This window comes from Gilvimarinus algae (assembly GCF_030518215.1).
Lineage (GTDB): Bacteria > Pseudomonadota > Gammaproteobacteria > Pseudomonadales > Cellvibrionaceae > Gilvimarinus > Gilvimarinus algae.
Genome location: NZ_JAULRT010000032.1, coordinates 144,519 through 166,755, shown reverse-complemented (window position 1 = coordinate 166,755; position 22,237 = coordinate 144,519). Strand labels below are relative to the sequence as shown.

Below are 22,237 nucleotides of genomic sequence, written 5' to 3'. Positions count from 1 at the left end.
GGCCTAGAAAAGTAATCTGCAAAGAGAACAGGGAGCGTCTATGAAAAATAATATCTGTTTATCGTGTATTGTTGTTGCCTCACTCACGATTTCAATAAAATGCCTCGCGCAATCCGCTGACTGGCAACAGGGCTTCTTGCACAGCGTCAGCAACGACTTTATGAACTACTACGCCCTGACACCTCACTGGGTCGACGGCGCCGCTTTGCGGAAACAGGGGGACCCCAACCAGCCCGCCGGTGAGATCAAAGAGACTAACGCTTACCGGGGCATGATCACCTTAGGCGTTGCCTCAACACACCACTATGACCTTGGCAATTTACCCAATGTTGCGCTCACTCTCTATCAGGGCTCCAACTATTTCAGCCTCAGCATTGACGACGCTCTTGTCTTATCCAGTCTCAATGCCCACCCCGACCATCACTTAAGCCTTGGCGGCAAGCTGTATAACGCTCGGTTTGTCAGTTTTAGCATGAATAAGGATCAGTGGACGCTGACCATGGTGTTCGCAGAAAAAGGAACGCAAGCGGTAAAACCGGCTCGGCTGGTAGAGATAACCCGCCCCTTCGACACGCCGGGGGAGCCCATCAGTTACCAAAGCCTCAAAGAGGCCTTAGGGACGAGTGGATAAGGGCTTGTTGGCAAGAACCCAGTCGTCCACCCGGGCGTTAATAACGCCCGACTCCCGGTAAGCACGCGCGACAATCCCCTCAGCTTTCAACACAGCAAGCCCTTTTTCGAGCGCCTGGAAAGCGCTGGCACCCGCTGGGTGTTGGCGACTCACGACCCAACCGCGACTGCCCTCCAGAGCCACCTTAAAGCCCGGCAGGGGCTTGAGTACCACATCCAACACCGCCTGCGACAAGTCGGCCTGCCGCGAGAAAGGAATCAGCATAAAATCCACCCGCTGACGGTGTACCATGCGCACCATATTTTCCCAGTTGACCTCGGAATACAGTGCCGCCAGGCCAAGTTGCTCAAGCGCTTGCCAGTCGGGCACAAATTGGCGACTCGACACCGCGGTGAGGGAGCGGATCTGGGCGGCGTCGGTCACCTCCGTGAGTTTAGGGTTCTCAGGGTGCATGTAGAGACCAGCGGTATACTCGCCCTTCTCCATGGTCGCGCTGGAAACGTATAGGTCCGGGTGCTCCGGCGAGACATCCTCGCGCCACAAGGTATTGCTGAGTAAGGTCGCCTCGCCATCGGCCAGGGTCACCAATACCCGGTCGTAACTGATGCTTACCCAAGGGTGCACACGCACCTCAAGCGGCGCATCGCTGCCGAGCCTCAATGCTTGGCGCAGCAGCACATAATCGACCAAGTCACGGCGGCTGTTGGGGCGGTCAAAATCCCTGACAGCGAAAAGATCGTCGCCGGCCAAAAAAGCCGGCATATCCGCCAGCACCGACGGTGGCACCAACAGGTCGACCACGGCCGCTTCGGACCGAGCAGGCACAGTGAACAGCAGCAACAGGAGCATAAAAAGCCCCCTGCGGCACCCCGAAAAACCCTTATGAAGGGATATCTGTCGGATCATAGTGTCTGCACTGTAGCCACTTGTGCTTTTATTGTAGACTGAGGCCCCATGAGTTTGTCCAGTCCGATCATTGAGTCACCGCATGTTATACATTAGCCAGAACGTTCAGTTGGCCGACTGGGAGATTGACCTGTCGTTTATCCGCGCCCAGGGTGCGGGTGGCCAGAACGTCAACAAGGTGGCCAGTGCCGTGCACTTGCGGTTTGACATCAACCGCTCGACGCTCCCGGCGTTTTACAAGGAGCGGCTACTGAAAATGAATGATCAGCGCATCAGCAAAGAGGGTGTGGTTGTGATCAAGGCTCAACAGTTTCGGACACAGGAAAAAAACCGTGACGATGCCCTAGAGCGGCTCAGGGAGCTTATCCTCAAGGCCGGTGTTCGCCAGAAAGTGCGCCGCCCCACCAAGCCCAGTAAAAGCGCACAGCGCAAGCGCCTGGATAAGAAAACGCAGCGCGGTCAAACCAAACAGCTGCGGGGAAAAATCGACCTGTGAAGCCACAACCGCGGATTTGGGTAGACGCGGATGCCTGCCCCGTCGCCATGAAAGAAATTCTCTACCGTGGCGCCAAGCGAACACACATCAGCGTGACATTTGTGGCCAACCAACCGCTGAGTATCCCACCCTCGCCCTATCTTCAGTTTGTACAGGTCGAGCGGGGATTTGACGTTGCCGACCACTGGATTTGCCAGCAGGCCTCCCCAGGAGACCTGGTCATTACCGGCGACATTCCCCTAGCCGCCGATGTAATTGCTAAAGGCGCCACCGCGCTCAACCCAAGGGGTGAGCTTTACACCAAAGAAAACATTCGGGCGCGCCTGAACATGCGTGACTTTATGGACACGCTGCGCGCCTCGGGCGTGGACACTGGTGGCGCACCCGCGCTGTCTCAGGCCGATCGGCAGCGCTTTGCCAACCGGCTGGACACCTGGCTGCAGCGCGCGGCCGGCTGAGCGGTGAAACGACGGTAGGCTGCCGATTAAGCCACTCCTCAGTGGTAGTGACGACAGGCTGTCACCACACGCCGGCTCATATCGTCGTTGTTGCACACTGAGGCGATATCGCCCAGGGTAATCACCCCAGCCAGATCCTTGTTTTTCTCGTTGTTCAACACCACCAGCCGTTGAACCTGTTGGTCGTGCATGTTTTGCAGCACATCATGAATGTTGTCATCGGCGTAGCAATAGAGCACCTTGCCGGTAGCAATGCTGCCGACCTTTTCATCCGCACTTTTGCCCTCGGCAGTAGCGCGCACGGCGATATCCCGGTCGGTAATAATACCCACCAGTTTTTCATTGTCGGCAACGGGGGTAAAACCACGCCCGGTTTCTTTCATGCGCATGGCCGCCTCGCGGATGCTGGCGTTAACGTCCAGATACTCGGGTTTCGCGGTCATAACATCTGAGACTTTCATAGCGTCCTCCTAAAATTGTGGAAGTTAAATCTGCTCACAACCTTGACCATGCCAGTGCTGTGCCAGTATGTGGACGCCTGAGGGGCGCTCAAGCCGCGAGACGGCTTGGTTTGTTAGCGACATTCGTTGTAATTTTTCTAGCCAGCGCAAATTTTGCAACGCCCGGTACGCTCTAGCAGCTGCTGTGACCGGGCACAGATTCTGCACTGCAAATGGTGAAGTTTCTGCCATACTTGGCTCAGAGATTTTTCAGGGCTTGTGTCAAACAACAGAAGGATGCTCCATGACTTCTCCCACATCGACTTCAGCCGGCGGCAGACCCGTCTATTTAGTGGACGGGGCGCGTACCCCCTTTATCAAGGCCCGAGGTAAGCCCGGCCCTTTTACCCCGGTGGATCTGGCCGTTCAGGCCGGCCGGGCGCTTCTGATGCGTCACCCACTACCCGATGACGCCTTTGACCAGGTCATTCTCGGCTGCGTCAACGTCGTGGCCAGTGAGATGAACCCGGCACGAATTGCGGCCCTCAGGCTGGGACTTTCGGAAACCATCCCCGCTTTTACCATGCAGATTAACTGCGGCTCGGGCATGCAGTCGGTGGATACTGCCTATCGGTACATACGCGAAGGCCGCCAGGACCTGATACTGGCCGGTGGCGCCGAAGCGCTCAGCCACGCGCCGCTGATGCTGACTCCGGCCGCCACCCGCTGGCTGGCGGAGCTCGGACTGGCGCGCTCTGTGGGCGAGAAACTCAAACACCTGGCCCGCTTTAAGCCCGGCTACTTAAAGCCTGTCATCAGCCTGGAGCAGGGGCTCACCGACCCGGTGGTGGAGCTCAACATGGGGCAAACGGCCGAAGTTGTAGCCAATCTCTTTGGTATCAGCCGCGAGCAAGCCGACGACTATGCGATATCCAGCCACCTGCGGCTGGCCAAGGCCCAGGAGGAGGGCTGGCTCGACGAGGAGGTGGTGCCGCTTTACGCCCCAGACGGCAAGGTGTACACCTTTGACGATGGCGTGCGCCCCGAGAGCACCGCGGACAAGCTGGCCAAGCTCAGGCCGGTGTTCGAGCGGCCCTTTGGCAAGGTTACCGCGGGCAACAGTTCACAAATTACCGACGGTGCCAGCTGGCTGATGCTCGCCTCCGAAGAGGCGGTCGAAAAGTACAATCTCACCCCCAAGGCTGTGATCAAGGACAGCGAATGGTCGGGCCTGGAACCGGAAATCATGGGGCTGGGGCCAGCGGTCAGTGCCGGCCGCCTGGCACTGCGCAACAAAATGAGCCTGAATGACATCGACCTGCTGGAGCTCAACGAGGCCTTTGCCGCCCAGGTGCTCGGCTGTCTGGCCGCCTGGAACGACCCCGATTTCTGCCGGGCCATTTTCCAGCGCGATCAAGTGCTCGGGGAGTTCGACCGCGACCGGCTCAATATCGACGGCGGCGCCATCAGCCTGGGCCACCCGGTCGGTACCAGCGGCAACCGTATCGTGCTGCACCTGATGAACGCCCTCAAGCGCGAACACAAAAAGCGCGGCATAGCCACACAATGCATCGGCGGCGGCCAGGCCGGCGCCATGTTGATTGAAGTTATTTAAGGGAGGCTGCTATGAACGGTATGATCTTGAAAAGTCTCAGCGGACGCGAAAAGGCTCTGGGACCCTTTGCCGACTTCAATGAGACGGCCACCTCTGCCTGGAAACACTGGAAGCTCAAATTTGACGAGCACAAAATTGCCTGGCTGCTACTCGACTGCGACGATGCCGACGTCAATGTTCTCTCTCAGGCGGTGCTTGAAGAGCTGGACGAAATCGTCATGACCTTACAGGCTGACAAACCAGAGGCGCTGGTGCTGCGCTCGGCCAAGAGCTCTAACTTTTGCGTGGGCGCCGACATCAAAGAGTTTGGCCAACTGTCCGATCTCGATGAGGCCAAAAACAAACTCAGCGCCGCCCACAACGTGGCCAACCGCTTCGAAGCGCTGCCCTTTCCCAAGATCGCCGTGGTCCATGGTCACTGTTTTGGTGGCGGACTTGAACTGGCACTGACGTGCGATTACCGCATCGGTATAACGGGGGTCAGCTTGGGTTTCCCGGAGATTCTACTGGGTCTGCACCCAGGCCTGGGCGGCACGGCACGCAGCATTGATCTGATCGACCCCATCGCCGCCATGACCTTGATGCTCACCGGCAAAACCGTGCGGGACAAACAGGCCAAAAGCATGGGGCTGATTGACACCCTGATCCCTGAGCGACATGTCGACGCCGCCATAGGCGCCGCCGTGGCCGGCAAGCTGCAGCGCAAAAAGAAATCGCTCAAGTCCAAGTTGCTCGCGAGCGCGCCTCTGCGCCGCTTTAGCGCCAAGAAGATGCGCCAGCAAGCGGCCAAGAAGGCGCCGCCCGAGCACTACCCGGCACCGGGCAAGCTGATCGATCTGTGGGAGAACGTCGGCGGCGACAAAGACAAAACGCTCGCGGCGGAAATCGATTCCTTTTCCGAACTTTTATTAACCGAGACCTCGCGCAACCTTGTACGCGTGTTCTTCCTGCAAGAAAATCTGAAAAAGCAGGCCAGCGCCCACCGGGACCTGCCCAAGGCGCAACACGTTCACGTCATTGGCGCCGGCGCCATGGGCGGCGACATTGCCGGCTGGTGCGCCCTCCAGGGGCTGACCGTCACGCTGTTTGATATGAAGCCCGAGATCATCGGCAAAGCGATCGCACGTGCCAGTGAGCTGTGCGACAAAAAGCGCCTGGGCGCCGCGGCCAAACGCTCGGTGCTCGACCGGTTGATTCCCGACCTGCATCATCAGGGGGTGCGCTCGGCGGATGTAATTATCGAGGCGGTGCCAGAGCGCATCGATATCAAGCGGCAGGTCTACGCCAGCGTTGAACCCTTGATGAAGGATGGTGCCATTCTCGCCACCAACACCTCCAGCATTCCGCTCGATGAGCTGCAAAAGGAACTCAAAGCCCCCGAGAAGTTGGTAGGTCTGCACTTTTTCAACCCGGTCGCCCAGATGCAACTGGTGGAAGTGGTGCGCCACAGCAAGCTCGCCGAGGACACTTACCACAAGGCACTGGCGTTTACCGGCCAGATCAAGCGCTTGCCCACACCGGTCGCCGGCACACCGGGCTTTTTAGTGAACCGCGCTCTCACACCCTATTTACTGGAAGCCATCGTTCTGCTCGATGAAGGTGTCAAAGCCGAAACCATTGACAAGGCCGCCGAGCAATTCGGCATGCCCATGGGCCCGGTAGAGCTGGCCGATATTGTCGGACTCGACATCTGCCTGGGCGTGGCCAATATGCTGCGCGACTCACTGGACAGCACCATGCCCGCCGCCCCCGACTGGCTGCGCAAAAAAGTCGATAAAGGCGAGCTCGGCAAGAAAACCGGTAGGGGGCTCTATGAGTGGAAAAAAGGCAAACCGCAAAAAGCCGACAACCCACCGGTCGGGCCAGACAACTTGACCGACCGGCTGATTCTGCCAATGCTCAACACCTGTATGAGCTGCTTGCGAGAAAGCGTCATCGATAACGATTCGCTACTCGACGGTGCCATGATCTTCGGTACCGGCTTTGCGCCGTTTCGCGGTGGCCCTCTGCACTACGCACAGTCTCGCGGCTACAACGACGTGCAGCAGGCGCTGCAGGCTCTGAAAGAGCAATACGGCGAGCGCTTTACCCCTGACCCGGGCTGGGAAAACGCTGAAAGATGAGCCCCCCACAGACGTTCAGCGATGTCGACGCCTTAGTCGATACGCTGATCACCACACTCGGGTCACATATTCGTCTGGCGCTCCCATTGGGTATTGGCAAAGCCAACCGGCTCGCCAATGCCCTTTATGAGCGCGCCAGCCACGACCCCTCTTTGCAGCTGGATATCTACACTGCACTGACCCTCGAGCCGCCCGCACCAGACAATGAGCTGGCAAAGCGCTTTCTCGAGCCCATCCAAGACACTTTCTTCGGCGGCTACCCCAGGCTCGAGTACGCGAAAGCCTTAAAAGAAAGGTGCCTGCCGGAGAACATCACCGTTACCGAATTTTTTCTCCAGCCCGGCAACTGGCTTGGCACTGAGCAAGTCCAACAGGCCTATTGCTCCATTAACTACACCCATGCGCTGGATTTTTTGCGCCGTGCCAAAATCAATCTGGTGGGCCAGTTGGTCACACCCGAGAATGATGAATATCCGGGGCATGTCAGTTTTTCCTGTAACCCGGATATCACGCCGGATCTGATCAAAGAGCGCCGGGCCGGTAACGCCAATTTTATTCTGGTGGGCGAGATCAACAGCCAGCTGCCGTTTATGCTCGGCGAAGCACTTTGTGAACAGCAGCATTTTGATTTCACCCTGGACAACAGCCAGACGCACTTTCCACTGTTCAAGCCTCCCCATCAGCCTGTCAGCCTGGCAGACCATGCGATAGCCCTGCACACCGCCTGCCTGGTAAAAGACGGCGGCACCTTGCAGATCGGTATCGGCTCGATCAGCGACGCGATTGCCAGCGCCCTGATTATGCGACACCGGCAAAACCGGGAGTTTATCGAACTGACCAACGCGCTCGGCGTCATCACCGATGCTGAGCGTCAGCCTTTTAGAGAGGGGTTATATGGGCTCAGTGAAATGCTGGTGGAGGGGTTTCTCGCCCTGCTGGAAGAGCAGATTCTCACACGTGAGTGTGACGGGGTGGCCTTGCACGCCGGCTTTTTTATGGGCAGCCCGAGCTTTTACCGGACACTGGAAAAGTTGACGCCGGAGCAGCACCGCAAAATTGCCATGATGCCGGTATCGTTTATCAACCAACTCTACGGTCAGGAGGCAAAAAAGCGCGCCGAACGGGCCAGCGCCCGCTTTATCAACAGCGCCATGATGGTGACCCTCACCGGGGCCGTTGTATCCGATGCCCTGGAAAACGGCCAGGTCATTAGCGGCGTGGGCGGCCAGTACAATTTTGTCGAGCAGGCGCACGCCTTAGGCGACAGCGCACGCTCGGTCATTACCCTAAGAGCCACCCGCACCCACAGAGGTAAGACCGATTCCAACATCCGTTGGAGCTACGGACACACCACCATTCCCAGACACCTGCGCGACATCGTGGTGACTGAGTACGGCGTGGCCGAGCTGCGCGGCAAGAGCGACGCCGAGGTGATCGCCGCCCTTTTGAATATTGCGGATTCGCGCTTTCAGGCCGAACTGCTCGAGCGGGCAAAGCGCGCCGGAAAGCTGCCCGCGAGCCACACCATTGCTCCAGAGCACTGCCGCAATACCCCCGAGCAGCTGGCCAAACGCCTACAGCCGGCGCTCGACAGCGGATTGCTCGAGCGCTTCCCACTTGGCTGTGACTTTACGCCCACCGAGCAGCGCCTGACCGTCGCTCTGGAGCACCTCAGCCAAAATGCCGGCTCGGTTAAGAGCCTCATTATGGCCCTGTACCGTGGCATCGCTACCCGTGATAGCGCCTACAGCGACGAGCTTAACCGCATGGCTTTGCAAGAGTTACAATCGCCGAGCCAGTGGCTCTACAAAACCCTGCTCAAAGGCGCGTTAACAGACACGGTTAGAGGAAAAGTGTCGCGCGATTAGTCGGTACGCGTTATGCGTGTGATCGAAGGCTTGTTCACCTTGTATCAATCCACCGAAAGGAGGGCAGAGTATGCAAGCCATTACTCGCAACGATCTGAAACGTATGAACGAGTCCGAGCACGACGATTTTGTTTTAATCAATGTATTGTCACCCGATGCGTTCAATCAGGCGCACATTCGCACATCCGTCAACGTGCCTGTAGACCAAGAGGGTTTTGAAGAAATGGTCAAAGCCATTGCCGCCAGCAGGGACAGGCACATTGTGGTCTACTGCGCGAGCTTTGACTGTGATGCCTCGCGCCAGGCCGCCGAGCAGCTGGACGCAGCGGGCTTCAAGCACGTTTACGACTATGAAGGCGGCACCAAGGACTGGATAGAAAAGCGCATGGCAGCCTAAACCACTAGCCACGATCAGGCGGCCGTAAAACGGCCGCCGCACTCGATCACACCAGCACGCGATTCCACGGGCCATACTGCCCTGTCACCTTCAGCTTCACCAGCGCCAAAGCCACCAAGGCCGAAGCGCAAACGGCGGCGTTTATCCAAACAAGCAGGCCTGAGCCGTATACCAGCGCAGAGATGACCAGCATCAGGGCCAGGGGAATCAGTAAAAAGCGCACCGGCCTCGCCACTTCCGCCAGGGCGCAGACACAGACAGTGATGACCAGTGAGCCCACCAGATGCTCCCAGTTGGCCATGGCCTCACCCGAGCCCAGGCTCAGGCGGGTAAACATCAGCCAGACACCAATTGCCATGGCCAATACCATGGACCAGGGCAGGCTCACACCTCCACCGACCATGTCTTTCAACACAACGCCGGGCGAGCGCTCGAAGTCATCGTCAACACGCTCGTTGGGGCCCTCGTCGGTATCGCCGGTAAAAAAGATTTTCAACACAGGCTTGCCCGCCTTGTGTCGGCGCTTGAGAAACTGCAGTGTCGCCAGAATTTCATCCAGCGAGTAGGGAATCTGAATCAACATGGCGGCGGCGCCAATCAGACACAAGGTGCACCAGGTGCCGATTACAATCGGTTGAATGATAATAAACGTAATCGAGACAATACCCAACGGGACAATCATAAAACCAAACAGCATCACCAGCCAGGGCATGGTGCGCCAGCGGCGGTTGGAGCCGAGAAGCCCCGTAAGAATTTCCAATGCGTAGGTCAGCGCCCCCAGCCCAGCATCGGGCACGGGCCAGGCTTCCGATACCGAGGAGGTGATGATTTCCTCGGTGCCATTTTTCGGATTGCTGCTACCGAGAAAAAACGGCTCCCACACCGAATCGATATGGCCGAGCTGATAAGCTGTCAGGTAGCGGGAAATAAAAAAACCGACAAAGGCGAGAAAAATAATGGGCGCTCGCTGAAACCAACTTGAAGGATTGACATCCCAGCCTTTGGGAATCGTTGGTCCTGTCATCTCCGCCACCGGAGACAGCCCCGGTGTTGGCCCTGGCAGCGCCGCAAAGCCAATCACCAATATGCCCATGATTGTCGAGTTGAGATAGCCCGCAGCGCTGTCGCTCCACAGGGCGAGGGGCGCCAGCAGCAACCACAGCCCCACTAAGGTACTGCCCCAGCGCACCCAGCGCCAACGCCAACTGAGCGCCAAAAAAGACAATACCACCAAGACTGCCCCGCTGGCGTAATCGCTCAATGCCAACCAGCTATCACCATAGCCCAGAGTGAAAGGCGAGCTCGCCAGCCAGGCTCCGAGCCCCATTGTCATAAACGGGGCCCACAAATTGCGCCTGTGCTCGCGGCGGACTTGCTCACTAAAGCCTTCGCGCACTGTGTTGGGGTTCTGCCGGCGCTCGCTCGCCGCCAGCATCCAGTCCGCAGGGGTAATGCCGTTTGCTCGATACCAGGCGACGGCATCGGCTTTCAAGTTATCGATCATGCCCTCAAGTTCATGATCGATTCTGTGCTGGGGCTCCCACCCCAACTGCTGATAGGCGAGACGGCAATCCAGCTCGTAGTGATCCGAGGCCATATCCACCATAAATGGGCGGATAAATGGCTTTTCACCTTTATCAAAGTCATCGGGAACCACAGGCTCTGACTTCGCCTCCAGCCAGGCCCCCATTTTTGCCACGGGCGCCGGCACCTCCATGGTTTCCCATTCGTCCCGGCCGTGCAGTAACTCGCCAATACGGTTCTGCAGTGCCTCGTAGCTCAAGGTGATGTCCTCTCCCGCGAGCACTAGATGCTGCTCGGGCAATTCGCGGCGCCGCTCTACCGTGCGCTTGAAGAGGTCCAGCATATCGTCCTTGTGGATAAACGCCTGGCCCGCGCCGGTATTTCCCGAGTAGAGATGACTTTTAAAGTCCTTCTCATAGATGCGCGCGATTTGATGAGACAAGGTGGGCACGCAGGTCTGTTCATCGTAGAGACCTGCGAGGCGCAACAAACTGTAAGGCATGGCGGCGGCTTCCCGAATCACCTCTTCCGTGCGCGCCTTGGATTCGGGGTAAGCCCAGCCTGGTGCAATCGCCGACTGCTCGCTGGTTTTATGCCCGGGCACCCCGGGCTCGTGGACCAGCATGGTACTGGAATAGATAAATCGCTCGACCTTGACCGACTCCAACGCTTTGAGCAAATGCCGTGTTCCCTCGACATTCACCGCCTCATACAGTGGTGAATGCTCTCCGGTAAAATCAAAGTAGGCCGCCAGGTGAATCACCGCGGCGTAGTGGTCGCCAAACTTTTCCCGGCATTTGTAGAGGGCCAGCTCAACCGATTCTTGCGAGGTCAAATCCAGAGTAAAACTGGCATCGGCCTTGTCGCTCGGCTTTTGATCCAGCCCAACCAGCGTGTAATCGTCGCGCAGCGCCTCGCACAGGGCGCTGCCGAGGTTACCGGCTCCACCGGTAATGAGTATCACAGGTTTATCGCGCGTCGCCATACCGTCCTTCCTTTGCCAAGAGCCTTAGAACATTGGCACTGAGCAAAAATCGAACCGGAAAATAAACCGCGAAAATTCAGTAAATCAGCGCATCCGGCGAGAAAGCTTCTGAAAATTTTACAAATCTTCCGCCAATACCGGTGCAATCTACAAGGCGAGGGTCAGGGCTCGTTACCGGCTCCCGCTTTCAAGGCTTTCTCGATATCGACGCCAAGAGTCAAAACGCCCAGGCGGCGTCCATCGGCTGAGTCGATGGGCACACTGACCTGCGTTTGAAAACGACGAGTGGAGTGATCGTAGACGACCTCATCAAAAAACCAGCTACCGGGTGAGAGAAAGTAAGCCTGCTGGTACTTTGCTTCATCGCCCTGCCAGTAGTCAGAGGTATAGGGCACAGCTGCCAGATTGAGCCCCTGGCGATCAATAGCGATCAATTCGGTTAACACTGGGTGCTCCGACTTCCAAAGCAGCATCAGGCCCGAGAGGCCATCGTCGAGCATGGCATTCAAGCGGTGAGTATACTTGCGCTGATAGGCCTCACGCCAAAGGGTGTCCAGGCGCTGGATTTCCTCGGCGGTCTTGGCCGGTTCGAGTTCGCGGATGGCAAGCCTTTCGAGCAACATTGAGTGCGACGACCAGTCGTCGATATAACTTTGCAGCAGCTGCTTGATCACCGTTTGCTCCTCAGAACTCAGGGCAAAGCTCTGGGGCACACAGGCATGAATGTAGCGATTGAACAGAGCGAGGAAGTCCGAATGCTCTTCGAGAAAGTGCTGGCCAAAATACACCCCTAAAGGGACATACTGAAAAAATCGGGAGCGATAGCGTACAGGCTCCACACCCAGCTCGTTGGCCGCTCTATCAAAATGCTCGCGATCGGCCAGCACGGCATCAATGCGTCCGGCAAACAGCAGCTTGATCAGCTGTGGTAAATCCTGCACTGCCAGATAGTGCTCCACATTGTTCATATCCAGCCACAGTTGCTGGTGGCTGCCAAGTATCGCCCCGGTGCGCATGGTGCGCGGATCTTCAGCCAAGGGAAAATCCGCGCGGGTAAACCAGTGCCACTTTTGCAAAATCAGCGGATCAGACAGCTGCGCGTAGCGCTCGAACTGCGGATCGGGCATAGCGGTGAAAAAGCCCGCCAACCGACCGTTGCTGACCTCTTGCTGAACACGGCGCCAGGGTTGGTAATGGAGCTCCAACTGATAGGGCAAATGAGAAAATATGCAGTCCACCTGCGAGACAACCCCTTGGGACTGGCGGGGCTTTCGGTCAGTGGAGTAAGCCGATACGGCATTGGTGCCGAGCGTGACTGTCGGAAGGTCGGATGCCGGGCTCGTATGCGCGGCGAGTATCAGTGAGAGGCGGGCCAGCAAGAGCCCAAACCTGTGCATTCCCTTTGGCACGATTCACCACATAACTGTCGAGGTGGATTATGCCCTAGAGTATAGCACCGCTGGCGCCTGCGGCTTTGGCGTACTAACTCAGGATGAAGCAACACGAGATGAATCTGAAGTGTCCATGTAGCGCCAATGCGCCCAACCCCTCACCGCCCGTGTCGATAAACTTCTGGGCTTGAGGCCATCCGTGTTGGTCTGAGAAAGCTGAGTCTGACGACTCAGTGGCGCTTGATTTGCGGCAGGAAATGCCACTCCTCCAGTCCTACGGGCAAGTCGCTGGGGAGGCTCAACAGATACAGTCCCATCTCCTTGACCCGGCCAGAGACATTGACCTGAACACTGCCATTGAGCAGGGCGCTCTTGAACGCACCAGGCTTGCAAATATCCACCAACACGGTGTTCTCACCGCGCTGGTCGGTAAAGCGCAGTGCCAGCTGCAGCGGGTGGCTGCAGCCTTTAGGCAACCTCAGCCAGACAGCCAAATCGAAGACCCCTGTCCAGTTGCCCGCCGGCTTCCAGTCGGCGTGGGAACTCACAAGAGAGGTGGGAATGTCAGTTACCCTCTTGTCGCGAATGCCACTGGCTGGCACAACATCAAGGGGGGCAACCGCTGCGCTGCTGCCTGCATGTTGAATCGCCTCGGAGGCGGCCTGCGGAGACTTGCGATTGAACATCATAGGTTGCTCCAGAAAAGTTGTTAACCCGTTGGTAAACACCTTAGCACCGGCCTAGCGGCGAAAAATGTGAACTTGCCGACACTGTCGTCCGCTCGCGCTGACAATTTATGGCAATGCTCGACAGATCTCATCAGGCTTGTGCGTGGTAGCGCTATCATAAGATAAATCAGGCAGTGGATTCAGCCGCGCTCAGGCTCAGCCGTTTACGCCGTGAGCAGATATGCTAAAATTCGCGCCCCTTGAAGCCGGCGCCCACCCGCACCGCCCAGTGCAGTGGCAACAATAGATCGGCACCACACTTTGAAACACTGGTAAACCGCATGTCTAAACCTATCTCTCGCGTCCTGGCGGTGCTTGGGGCCTGCTTGCTCGCCTTTTCGCCCCAGTCTTTCGCCGCCTCCGGCGCCATTGATCTCACCACCAGCGGCGTTGGCTATTTCGCGCTGGTCTTGTTCGCCATTGCCTACATCGTGGTGATGCTGGAAGAAAAGCTGCACCTGAGAAAATCCAAACCCGTGCTGGTTGCCGCCGGTATCATCTGGATGAGTATCGGCTGGGTCTATACCCAGGCCGGGCTGCCGCACGAAGCCGAGCACGCCTTTCGCCACACACTGCTTGAATTTGCCGAGCTGATGCTGTTTTTGCTGGTGGCCATGACCTACATCAACGCTCTGGAGGAGCGCCGGCTGTTTGATGTGTTGCGCGCCTGGATGGTCCGCAAGGGTTTCAACTACAAAACGCTGTTCTGGCTCACTGGCTTTCTCGCCTTCTTTATTTCGCCTGTGGCGGATAACCTGACCACGGCCCTGCTGATGTGCGCCGTGATTGTGAAAGTCGCCAGTGATGACACGCGCTTTATCAACCTGTGCTGCGTCAACGTAGTGGTCGCTGCCAACGCCGGTGGCGCCTTTAGCCCCTTTGGCGATATCACCACCCTGATGGTTTGGCAGGCGGGCATTGTCGAGTTCCAGGAGTTTTTCGCGCTCTTTATCCCGGCACTGGTCAACTACGGCATTCCGGCTCTGATCATGAGCTTTTTTGTCGAGAACCGTAAACCGGCCGCCGTGGAAGAAGACATTGAGCTCAAGCGCGGTGCCCTGCGCATTCTCAGTTTATTCCTGCTCACCATCCTCACCGCTGTGCTCTGCCACCTGCTGCTGCACCTGCCGCCGGTACTGGGCATGATGACCGGTTTGGGTTATCTGCAGTTTTTTGGCTACTTCCTGCGTCGTACCCTGCCGGGCTCACTGGCGCGCAAGCGCGCCTTGGCCGAACGTGCCGGTGATCAGCAGGCGCTGGAGCGTCTCGGCGGCGTGGTCCCCTTTGACGTGTTTAACCGCGTTGCCCGCGCCGAGTGGGACACCCTGTTGTTCTTCTACGGCGTTGTCATGTGCGTTGGGGGGCTCGGCTATATGGGGTATCTAGCCTACATGTCGGAAGTGCTGTTTACCGGCCTGGGCGCGACCAACACCAACATTATCCTCGGTATCGCCTCAGCAGTAATTGATAACATTCCGGTGATGTTCGCGGTGCTGACCATGGAGCCCGAAATGTCTCACGGGCACTGGCTGCTGATCACCCTCACCGCCGGTACCGGTGGCAGCCTGTTATCCATCGGCTCGGCTGCAGGCGTTGCCTTGATGGGCCAGGCGCGCGGCGCCTACACCTTTTTCGGCCACATTAAATGGATGCCCGTGATTGCCCTGGGCTACGCCGCCAGTGTGGCCGTACATCTGTGGCTGAACGCCGGCATGTTCCACCACTAATCAAGGCCCCATCACCGAAAAAAGCCGGGCGCTGATTCTTTCAGCGCCCGGCTTTTTGGTAAGAGAGCATCGAGTCAAACGACCCGGCGAACCCTAAAGAGGATTGAGCCAAGCCGCTCCGCGTACGCCACTGGAGTCTCCATGCACCGCCTGCAACACCGGCGTGTCACACTCACCGCCGAAGACATAGGCAGCAAGCCGTGCCGGCACTTCATGGTAAATCTCCTCAATGTTCGAGGCGCCGCCACCCAGCACTATAGCATCGGGGTCCATAACGTTGATCACTGCGGCCAGCGCCCGTGCCAACTGCTCCATATAGGCTTGCATAACCTCGGATGCGGCTCGCTCGCCCTGGCGCCAGCGCTCGACCACTTGATCGGCCGCCAGCTCCTGGCCCGTTGCCAGCTGATAGGTCAGGGCTATGCCTGTGCCAGACAGAAACGTCTCCTGACAGCCTGCACGGCCACAATAGCAGGGCCTAGCGTTAAGCTGGGCATCGCGGGTCCAGGGCAGCGGGTTGTGGCCCCACTCGCCGCCGACCCCATTGGGGCCGGCCAAAGGCGTCGCACGGTAGCAGACACCACCACCGCACCCTGTGCCCAGAATGGCCGCAAACACCAAATCATAGCCCGCACCGGCACCGTCGGTGGCCTCGGACACCGCGAGGCAGTTGGCGTCGTTGGTGACCTGTACCTCCCGCTGCAGCCGCCGGGACAAGTCCACTTGCAGGGGCTTGCCGTTCAACCAGGTAGAGTTGGCGTTTTTTACCAGCCCGGTCTTGCGTGATACGGTGCCGGGAATGCCCAAACCCACTGGCAGCGCCGAGACGCCGGCGGCGGCCTCGGCATCGGTCACCAGTGCCGCAATGTCACTCAGCGTTTGTGAATAGTCACCGCGATGGGTGGGGATGCGCTTGCGAAACCGCTCGCAACTCTCGCCGTCGAGCAGAATGATCTCGGTTTTGGTGCCGCCGAGGTCAATGCCAATTCGATACTGGTTCATGGTGTGACTCTTGGTTTTCATCGGCGGGAATTATAACAGGCTGCGGCTGCTGGGTTGTTCGACTACAATAAGGGAAAACAAGGGGTTGCACTATGTCAGAGCAAGAACGTCGTCGTTTTCAGCGCATTGAATTTGATGTGCGGGTCGAGCTGTCACAGCACGGCCTGCACTGGTTTGCCGACCTGAAAGACATTTCGCTCAAAGGTCTGCTTTTGGCCGGTTCCCTGCCGCATGACTTTGACAGCATGGCGCCCATATTGGTCAAAGTCATCCTCTCGGACCAAACTGTTATTGCCATGAATACCGCCGTCGCCCATCAATCCGAACAGGGCATAGGCCTGTCTTGCCTCTCTATTGACGTAGAGAGTATCCGTCATTTGCGCCGCCTAATCGAGCTCAACCTCGGCGACGCACAAGAGGCCGAGCGCGAACTGGCTGAGCTCATTCACGCATGACCGGCCCTCAAGCATCACCCTCAGAAAGACGCGACAATGACCGCCTGCCACTGCGTGCTTACGCGCAGGTTGACGGCCAGCCAAGCCTTGAAGCGCATGTGTTGGATATATCACTCACCGGCATTCGTATTGCGCTGCTGCAGGAGCACGGGATTAGCCCAGGCGAGCCGCTGGAGCTGGTTATCGAACCGGACATGCTGCCGCAAGCGCTTGCGCCCCTGTTACCTTTGACGCTCAAGGCCAAAGTGGTCCACCTGCGTCAACATATTTTGGGCTTAACCTGCGAGCCAATGGAAGCGGCGGACGCGCAGCGTTTAGAGACGCTCATCGCGCAACTTACGCGCACCGCCTGACCTGGGCGAACATCTAACCTAAACGAGCTCCTGAATTGTCCCGCCCCGCGTCGGCTTTAAGGGGCGGGAAAACCAGCCCCTTAAACTCTTAAGAGATCAATTTAAGATCAGTCGCCGTCTTGCTCTGAGACAGAAAGAATATACGTGGCGATATTGGTTCGGGTTTTTTCGTCCAGAAAATTATGCGCGGGCATCACATGCTCGCCCCACTTGCCACTGCTGCCGGCGGCAATCGTATTGGCAATATAAGCCGTGGGATCTTCCAGCGAGCTGTACTGATTTTTAATGTCCAAAAAGCTTGGCCCCACTGACGCTTCACGCTCTTTATGGCAAGCAATGCAGCTGGTGCTCTTGGTGGACTCTTTACCTTCTGCTATCGCCACCTGAACCTGGTGACCAAGCCCATCGCCAGCGGTTTCAAGGGCCGGCTCTTCCTCGACAGGATCGGGCAACACGGCATCGGCATCGTACTCGATAACACTCAATTTGGCTTCACTGCCGCCAGCGGCCCACCACTGGGTGCCGTACTCCAGCACCCATAGGCGACCGTCGGGCGTGATCTTCAAGTCGAGGGGGCCGGCAAAATCGACGCTGGGAGCGAGATCTTCAATTTTCAGCACATTGTCGTACTCGTCCAGAGTGACCACCTTTATCCAACTGCGCATAAAGTCGCCGATGATCAATTTGCCCTGATAGTACTCGGGGTAAGCAAGCTCACCCGAGTCTGGGTAAACGCCCGCGACCAAGGCATTGCGACCGCCCTGCCCCAATTCCGGGAAGCGCTCGGAACGGGCGTAGGGGTACCAGATAAGGGCTGGTTGCGCTGGCGGCAGCACTTTCAAGCCGGTATTGCGTGGTGAAAAATTTTCCACCGCCAGCGGGTTAAACAGCGGGCCGCTGGTGCCAGCCTGGTAGTCGTACATGCGATATGGGATGTTATTACCCACCAAAGCAGGCCAGCCAAAAAAACCGGGCTCGGTGACTTTATTGATCTCGTCGTAGCCGCGTGGGCCAAACTCGGCGGTATCGGCTTTGCCGTCAGGGCCTATGTCGCCGTAGTAGAGCGTATCGGTGCGATCATCGACGGCGATGGTGTAGGGGTTGCGTGTTCCCATCACGTAGATTTCCGGTCGCCCCTGCTCTGAAGATGCAAAGAGGTTACCTTCGGGAATGGTGTAGCCACCGCTTTTATCCGGACGAATTCGCAGGATCTTGCCCCGCAGGTCCTGACTGTTGGCGGAGCTGCGCAGCGCATCGTGAAACCTGCCCTCGGGGGTGTTGTTCATGGGGCCGGAGTCGTTTGACTCAAAAGGGTTGGAGTTATCGCCCAAAGCGACAAACATATTGCCGTGGCGGTCAAACTCAAGGTTGCCCCCGGTGTGACAGCAGGTGTTGTCATTGGGTATGTCCAGCAGCACTTGCTCGGAGTTCATATCCAGGACTTTGCCGTTTACCTTAAACTGCGACAGGCGCTGCAGCAAATCATGCTCGCCACTGTCGTCGGCTAGGTTGTACATAGCGTAGATCAGCTGGTTTTCGGAAAACGCCGGATCAAAGGCAACGGCCACCAGACCGAATTCGATTTTCTTGCTTGGCGCAAAGACGTCAAACTGCGCCATGACGCTCATGGTCTGGGTGGCGATATCCAGCCAGTAAAGCGTGCCCTCGCGCTGGCCGATCATCGCTGCGGAATAATCGCCGGTCACATCAAAGCTCACGGGCTCGTTGAGATCATCGACCAATGTTTTGCGGACAAATCGGCGGGGCTCGGGCTTGGCCTTCGAATAATCCAGCGGTTCGCGCCCGGCCAGCGCGTAATCGAGCCCGCCGCTCAGATGCTGCAAAAACAGCGGGTTGCTGTAGGCCTCTTTGGTGTGACCAAGACCGGTGTAAAACACCCGGCCGCCGTCAAACTCGTGATACCAGGCAATGGGATGATAGGCTCCGTGCTGCCCGCCCTGATAGCTGCGCTCATCCACGGTCAACAAATCGTGGCGCCGATCCGATAGAGAGTGAAAGTCGTACCACTCGTCGATCAGATCAAACTCCGCTGGCAGCTTTTGAGTGGCTGGATGCTTGGCATCCACGACTTTAATACGCGCGCGCTGCACATTCGATGGATCACTGGGGTGTGATTTAAAAACCGCCCCCACCAGACGCTGGTACCAATACCAATCCCCCTGGTGCTCGGTATCCGTCGCCGCGTGAATACCGACAAACCCGCCGCCGGCCTGGATGTAACGCTCGAACGCCAACTGCTGCTGGCTGTTGAGAATGTCGCCAGTGGTATTGACGAAGACCACAGCGGCCATACGCCGTAATTGCTCGTCAGTAAAAACACCAGCGTCTTCGCTGATTATCGGTTGCAGGCCGCGTTCTTCCACCAGAGCCGCCACGGCAGCGTTCCCCTCGGGGATGGAGTCGTGACGCCAGCCGGTCGTTTTCGAAAAGATCAAAACGGAAGTCAGCTGCTGTGGATTCTCGACCGATTGCGATGTTTCAGACTTCACAGCTTGCGGCGGACTTTGCTCCGAGCAGGCGGCAAGAGCGCTCAAGAGCACCAATAACACAAGCGTAAGGCTAGGACGGGCAATTATCTTCATGGGGCATATCACACTGGCTAGGGGAGTGCAGGCACTCCTTATCATGGTCACTTTATTATGTTCTCTGCACGCTGGCAGGGCCGCTCTCGGAGGCAACCTTCGTTCGGGTCACCTTTGTCATTCAAGAGCCACCATTGCAGTCTACCTCAGCGCTCAACTGGCGTCACAGGCGTTATCAATTATTGCGGCAGTCTTTACAGAAGCTGACATTTGCAACGAATACCCCGCCCCAAGGCAGTAGGTGCGGGGGCCGACCGCAGACATCAGGCGGGACGGGGCGCAAACATAATAATGGCCATGCCCACCAGCGCCACCGCCGAGCCCACCAGATCCCACAGGCCCGGTCGCACGCCATCAACCGACCACAGCCACAGTATCGCCATACAAATATAGACTCCGCCGTAGGCGGCATAAACGCGCCCCGAGGCAGTAGGGTGAAGGGAAAGCAACCAGACAAAAGCCGCAAGGCTCATGGCACCAGGCAACAACAGCCAAACCGACTTGCCCTCGCGCAACCAAAGGTAGGGTAAATAGCAGCCCAGAATTTCCGCCAGGGCCGTTACCAGGAACAGGGCCAGCGTTTTTAGCTCAGCCATTATCAATCCTTTTCAGTTAACTCTGATCTAGCTGCTGTCATACCACACAAACCAGCGCTAAGACGTTCAATTGATAAGGCATCGTCATCGCACCAGGAGACCAGCATTAGAGACGGCAGGGAAAGTTCGCGATATTGGCCATTGCCAGAACTTCATGGCTGCCATACATGAGTTTGTTCTCGTTTTTGTGCATCCAGTCGACCGTCAGCTCAGCCGCTTCGCTCAGTGATATCTCCTTTGGAATGCAAAACATACGACGCCCTTTTCTAGACAGCGGCGAGAGGGCATCCGCACCGCCAAACCCGGACAGATAGGCTAAGCATTTTGCCGCCTTTAGGCGCCCAACTTCATTGAGACTCGCACCCTTTTTTTGCTCCACAACGACCTGACAATTTTCTAACAATTCAAACCCATCGCCGGCGTTTACCTCGGAGGACATTATAATCGCGATAGCAATCGGCAAATACGCAAGCAAACTCCTGAATGTCAAGGTTAGTCCTCTTCTATCGCTGGGGGGCGGGCAGTCTTGACTTGCAGCCAATACCCCTCACTATTCAATCGCCGCCAGCGCCTCGCTCAGGCTTTTCACGGCGACGATTTCAATTCCCGGCATGGCCTTGGGTGCGTTGCCTGCCGGCACGATCGCCCGTTTAAAGCCGTGCTTGGCAGCTTCACGCAGACGCTCCTGGCCGCTGGGTACCGGCCGAATTTCTCCCGACAAGCCAATCTCGCCAAATACCATTAAATCTTGCGCCAAAGGCCTATCGCGAAAGCTTGACACAATGGCCAGCACCAAGGCTAGATCGGCGCTGGTTTCGGCCACCCGCACGCCGCCGACAACATTCACAAACACATCTTGATCACCCACCATAACGCCGCCATGACGGTGCAGCACTGCCAGCAACATGGACAAACGGTTTTGATCCAGGCCCACCGCAACACGCCGCGGATTGCCCAAGTGGCTGTCATCCACTAGAGCCTGAATTTCCACCAACAGCGGCCGCGTACCCTCCCACATCACCGTAACGACAGAGCCCGAGGCCACGTCCTCACCCCGCTGCAAAAAAATGGCTGATGGGTTGCTGACTTCTCTGAGCCCCTTTTCCGTCATGGCGAAGACGCCCAGCTCATTGACCGCACCAAAACGGTTTTTATTGCCTCGCAGGGTACGAAAACGCGAGTCATGCGAGCCTTCCAACAGCACCGAACAGTCGATCATATGTTCAAGTACCTTCGGGCCGGCGAGCGAGCCATCCTTAGTGACATGGCCGACCAAAATCACCACAGTGCCGGTTTGCTTGGCAAAGCGGGTCAGATAAGCCGCCGCCTCGCGTACCTGGGAGACAGACCCCGGCGCCGACTGCACCTCCGACAAATGCACCACCTGAATAGAGTCCACCACCATTACCTTGGGCTGAACCTTCTCAGCCGCCTGACCGATCAACTCAACACTGGTTTCGCTGAGCATTTGCAGCTTGTCGGTAGGCAGCCCCAGGCGGTGCGCCCGCATAGCCACCTGCTGTAGAGACTCCTCACCGGTCACGTAGAGGCAGGTCATGCGCTCGGCCAGCTTGCACAGGGTTTGCAAAAGCACCGTGCTTTTGCCGGCCCCGGGGTGGCCGCCAATCAGCACCACCGAACCGGGCACAAAGCCGCCCCCCAAAACCCGGTCAAACTCACCCACTCCTGATGTCAGGCGGGGCAAATCTTCCAGGCTGATATCGGCCAGGGTTTGCACGCTGGCACTGGTGGTACCGGCGTAGCCCGAAAACTGGGCGCTGCGCGCACCACCCTTGGGCGCCGGCCCCAGCTTCATCTCTACCACACTGTTCCAGCTGCCGCACTCACTGCACTGCCCTTGCCACTTGCTGAAGTCTGCGCCGCACTCATTGCAGACAAAAGCGGTTTGTTGTTTTGCCACATCGATTCCTGTTTGCGT

The 22,237-nt window shown here is 57.6% G+C and carries 20 protein-coding genes; 10 read left to right on the top strand and 10 right to left on the bottom strand.

Going from position 1 to position 22,237, the window contains the following annotated elements:
• Positions 1-40: 40 nt before the first annotated feature.
• Positions 41-631 carry a hypothetical protein gene (locus QWI16_RS02160; protein ID WP_302711082.1) on the top strand — a complete coding sequence of 197 codons (591 nt, stop codon included), beginning with the start codon at positions 41-43 and terminating at the stop codon, positions 629-631.
• Here the strand turns inward: QWI16_RS02160 and QWI16_RS02155 are convergent.
• On the bottom strand, positions 614-1,480 hold the full coding sequence (locus QWI16_RS02155) for a hypothetical protein (RefSeq protein WP_302711081.1): 867 nt from the start codon (positions 1,478-1,480) through the stop codon (positions 614-616). The two genes, QWI16_RS02160 and QWI16_RS02155, sit on opposite strands and share 18 nt — an antisense overlap.
• Before the next feature lie 139 nt (positions 1,481-1,619).
• Between QWI16_RS02155 and arfB the strand changes: the two genes are divergently transcribed.
• Together arfB and QWI16_RS02145 are read left to right on the top strand one after the other, a co-directional pair.
• Positions 1,620-2,033, top strand: coding sequence for an alternative ribosome rescue aminoacyl-tRNA hydrolase ArfB (gene arfB, locus QWI16_RS02150; protein WP_302711080.1), 414 nt, complete (start codon positions 1,620-1,622; stop codon positions 2,031-2,033).
• The gene (locus tag QWI16_RS02145; protein WP_302711079.1) at positions 2,030-2,491 is read left to right on the top strand and encodes a YaiI/YqxD family protein; all 462 of its coding nucleotides are present in this window, start codon (positions 2,030-2,032) and stop codon (positions 2,489-2,491) included. The genes arfB and QWI16_RS02145 overlap by 4 nt, the downstream gene beginning before the upstream one ends.
• Positions 2,492-2,529: 38 nt before the next feature.
• Here the strand turns inward: QWI16_RS02145 and QWI16_RS02140 are convergent, their stop codons facing one another.
• Positions 2,530-2,952, bottom strand: coding sequence for a CBS domain-containing protein (locus QWI16_RS02140; protein WP_302711078.1), 423 nt, complete (start codon positions 2,950-2,952; stop codon positions 2,530-2,532).
• Positions 2,953-3,235: 283 nt separating this feature from the next.
• On the opposite strand from QWI16_RS02140, the gene QWI16_RS02135 reads away from it, so the two are divergent.
• The 4 genes from QWI16_RS02135 to QWI16_RS02120 all read left to right on the top strand — a co-directional run bounded on the left by QWI16_RS02135 (position 3,236) and on the right by QWI16_RS02120 (position 8,934).
• A complete protein-coding gene (locus QWI16_RS02135) occupies positions 3,236-4,546 on the top strand; it encodes an acetyl-CoA C-acetyltransferase (protein ID WP_302711077.1) in 1,311 nt (436 codons plus the stop codon).
• A gap of 11 nt (positions 4,547-4,557) precedes the next feature.
• The gene (locus QWI16_RS02130) at positions 4,558-6,669 is read left to right on the top strand and encodes a 3-hydroxyacyl-CoA dehydrogenase NAD-binding domain-containing protein (RefSeq protein WP_302711076.1); all 2,112 of its coding nucleotides are present in this window, start codon (positions 4,558-4,560) and stop codon (positions 6,667-6,669) included.
• Positions 6,666-8,537, top strand: coding sequence for an acetyl-CoA hydrolase/transferase C-terminal domain-containing protein (locus QWI16_RS02125; RefSeq protein ID WP_302711075.1), 1,872 nt, complete (start codon positions 6,666-6,668; stop codon positions 8,535-8,537). Before QWI16_RS02130 ends, QWI16_RS02125 begins: the two co-directional genes overlap by 4 nt.
• A 70-nt stretch (positions 8,538-8,607) precedes the next feature.
• The gene (locus QWI16_RS02120) at positions 8,608-8,934 is read left to right on the top strand and encodes a rhodanese-like domain-containing protein (RefSeq protein WP_302711074.1); all 327 of its coding nucleotides are present in this window, start codon (positions 8,608-8,610) and stop codon (positions 8,932-8,934) included.
• Between the two features lie 46 nt (positions 8,935-8,980).
• On the opposite strand, the gene QWI16_RS02115 is transcribed toward QWI16_RS02120, so the two are convergent.
• The 3 genes from QWI16_RS02115 to QWI16_RS02105 form a co-directional block, all read right to left on the bottom strand.
• On the bottom strand, positions 8,981-11,443 hold the full coding sequence (locus QWI16_RS02115; RefSeq protein WP_302711073.1) for a vitamin K epoxide reductase family protein: 2,463 nt from the start codon (positions 11,441-11,443) through the stop codon (positions 8,981-8,983).
• Positions 11,444-11,604: 161 nt separating this feature from the next.
• Positions 11,605-12,840: a transporter substrate-binding domain-containing protein gene (locus QWI16_RS02110; protein WP_302711072.1), complete on the bottom strand. Its 1,236-nt coding sequence runs from the start codon at positions 12,838-12,840 to the stop codon at positions 11,605-11,607.
• Positions 12,841-13,064: 224 nt separating this feature from the next.
• Positions 13,065-13,523, bottom strand: coding sequence for a hypothetical protein (locus QWI16_RS02105; RefSeq protein ID WP_302711071.1), 459 nt, complete (start codon positions 13,521-13,523; stop codon positions 13,065-13,067).
• Between the two features lie 320 nt (positions 13,524-13,843).
• On the opposite strand from QWI16_RS02105, the gene nhaD reads away from it, so the two are divergent.
• The gene (gene nhaD, locus QWI16_RS02100; protein WP_302711070.1) at positions 13,844-15,289 is read left to right on the top strand and encodes a sodium:proton antiporter NhaD; all 1,446 of its coding nucleotides are present in this window, start codon (positions 13,844-13,846) and stop codon (positions 15,287-15,289) included.
• Positions 15,290-15,382: 93 nt separating this feature from the next.
• Here the strand turns inward: nhaD and QWI16_RS02095 are convergent, their stop codons facing one another.
• Entirely contained in the window at positions 15,383-16,291 is a 909-nt protein-coding gene (locus tag QWI16_RS02095; protein ID WP_302711069.1) for an ROK family protein, read from the bottom strand.
• A 92-nt stretch (positions 16,292-16,383) separates the two neighbouring features.
• On the opposite strand from QWI16_RS02095, the gene QWI16_RS02090 reads away from it, so the two are divergent.
• Positions 16,384-16,746, top strand: coding sequence for a PilZ domain-containing protein (locus QWI16_RS02090; RefSeq protein WP_302711068.1), 363 nt, complete (start codon positions 16,384-16,386; stop codon positions 16,744-16,746).
• Positions 16,743-17,099, top strand: coding sequence for a PilZ domain-containing protein (locus tag QWI16_RS02085; RefSeq protein ID WP_302711067.1), 357 nt, complete (start codon positions 16,743-16,745; stop codon positions 17,097-17,099). The genes QWI16_RS02090 and QWI16_RS02085 overlap by 4 nt, the downstream gene beginning before the upstream one ends.
• A 107-nt stretch (positions 17,100-17,206) precedes the next feature.
• Here QWI16_RS02085 and QWI16_RS02080 read toward each other — a convergent pair whose 3' ends face one another.
• The 4 genes from QWI16_RS02080 to radA all read right to left on the bottom strand — a co-directional run bounded on the left by QWI16_RS02080 (position 17,207) and on the right by radA (position 22,219).
• Entirely contained in the window at positions 17,207-19,702 is a 2,496-nt protein-coding gene (locus QWI16_RS02080; RefSeq protein WP_302711066.1) for a ThuA domain-containing protein, read from the bottom strand.
• 263 nt (positions 19,703-19,965) lie between these two features.
• Positions 19,966-20,298, bottom strand: a complete 333-nt coding sequence (locus QWI16_RS02075; RefSeq protein ID WP_302711065.1) for a YnfA family protein — start codon at positions 20,296-20,298, stop codon at positions 19,966-19,968.
• Positions 20,299-20,404: 106 nt separating this feature from the next.
• Positions 20,405-20,788, bottom strand: a complete 384-nt coding sequence (locus tag QWI16_RS02070; RefSeq protein ID WP_302711064.1) for a Rap1a/Tai family immunity protein — start codon at positions 20,786-20,788, stop codon at positions 20,405-20,407.
• A gap of 60 nt (positions 20,789-20,848) precedes the next feature.
• Positions 20,849-22,219, bottom strand: coding sequence for a DNA repair protein RadA (gene radA / locus QWI16_RS02065; RefSeq protein ID WP_302711063.1), 1,371 nt, complete (start codon positions 22,217-22,219; stop codon positions 20,849-20,851).
• Positions 22,220-22,237 lie beyond the last annotated feature (18 nt).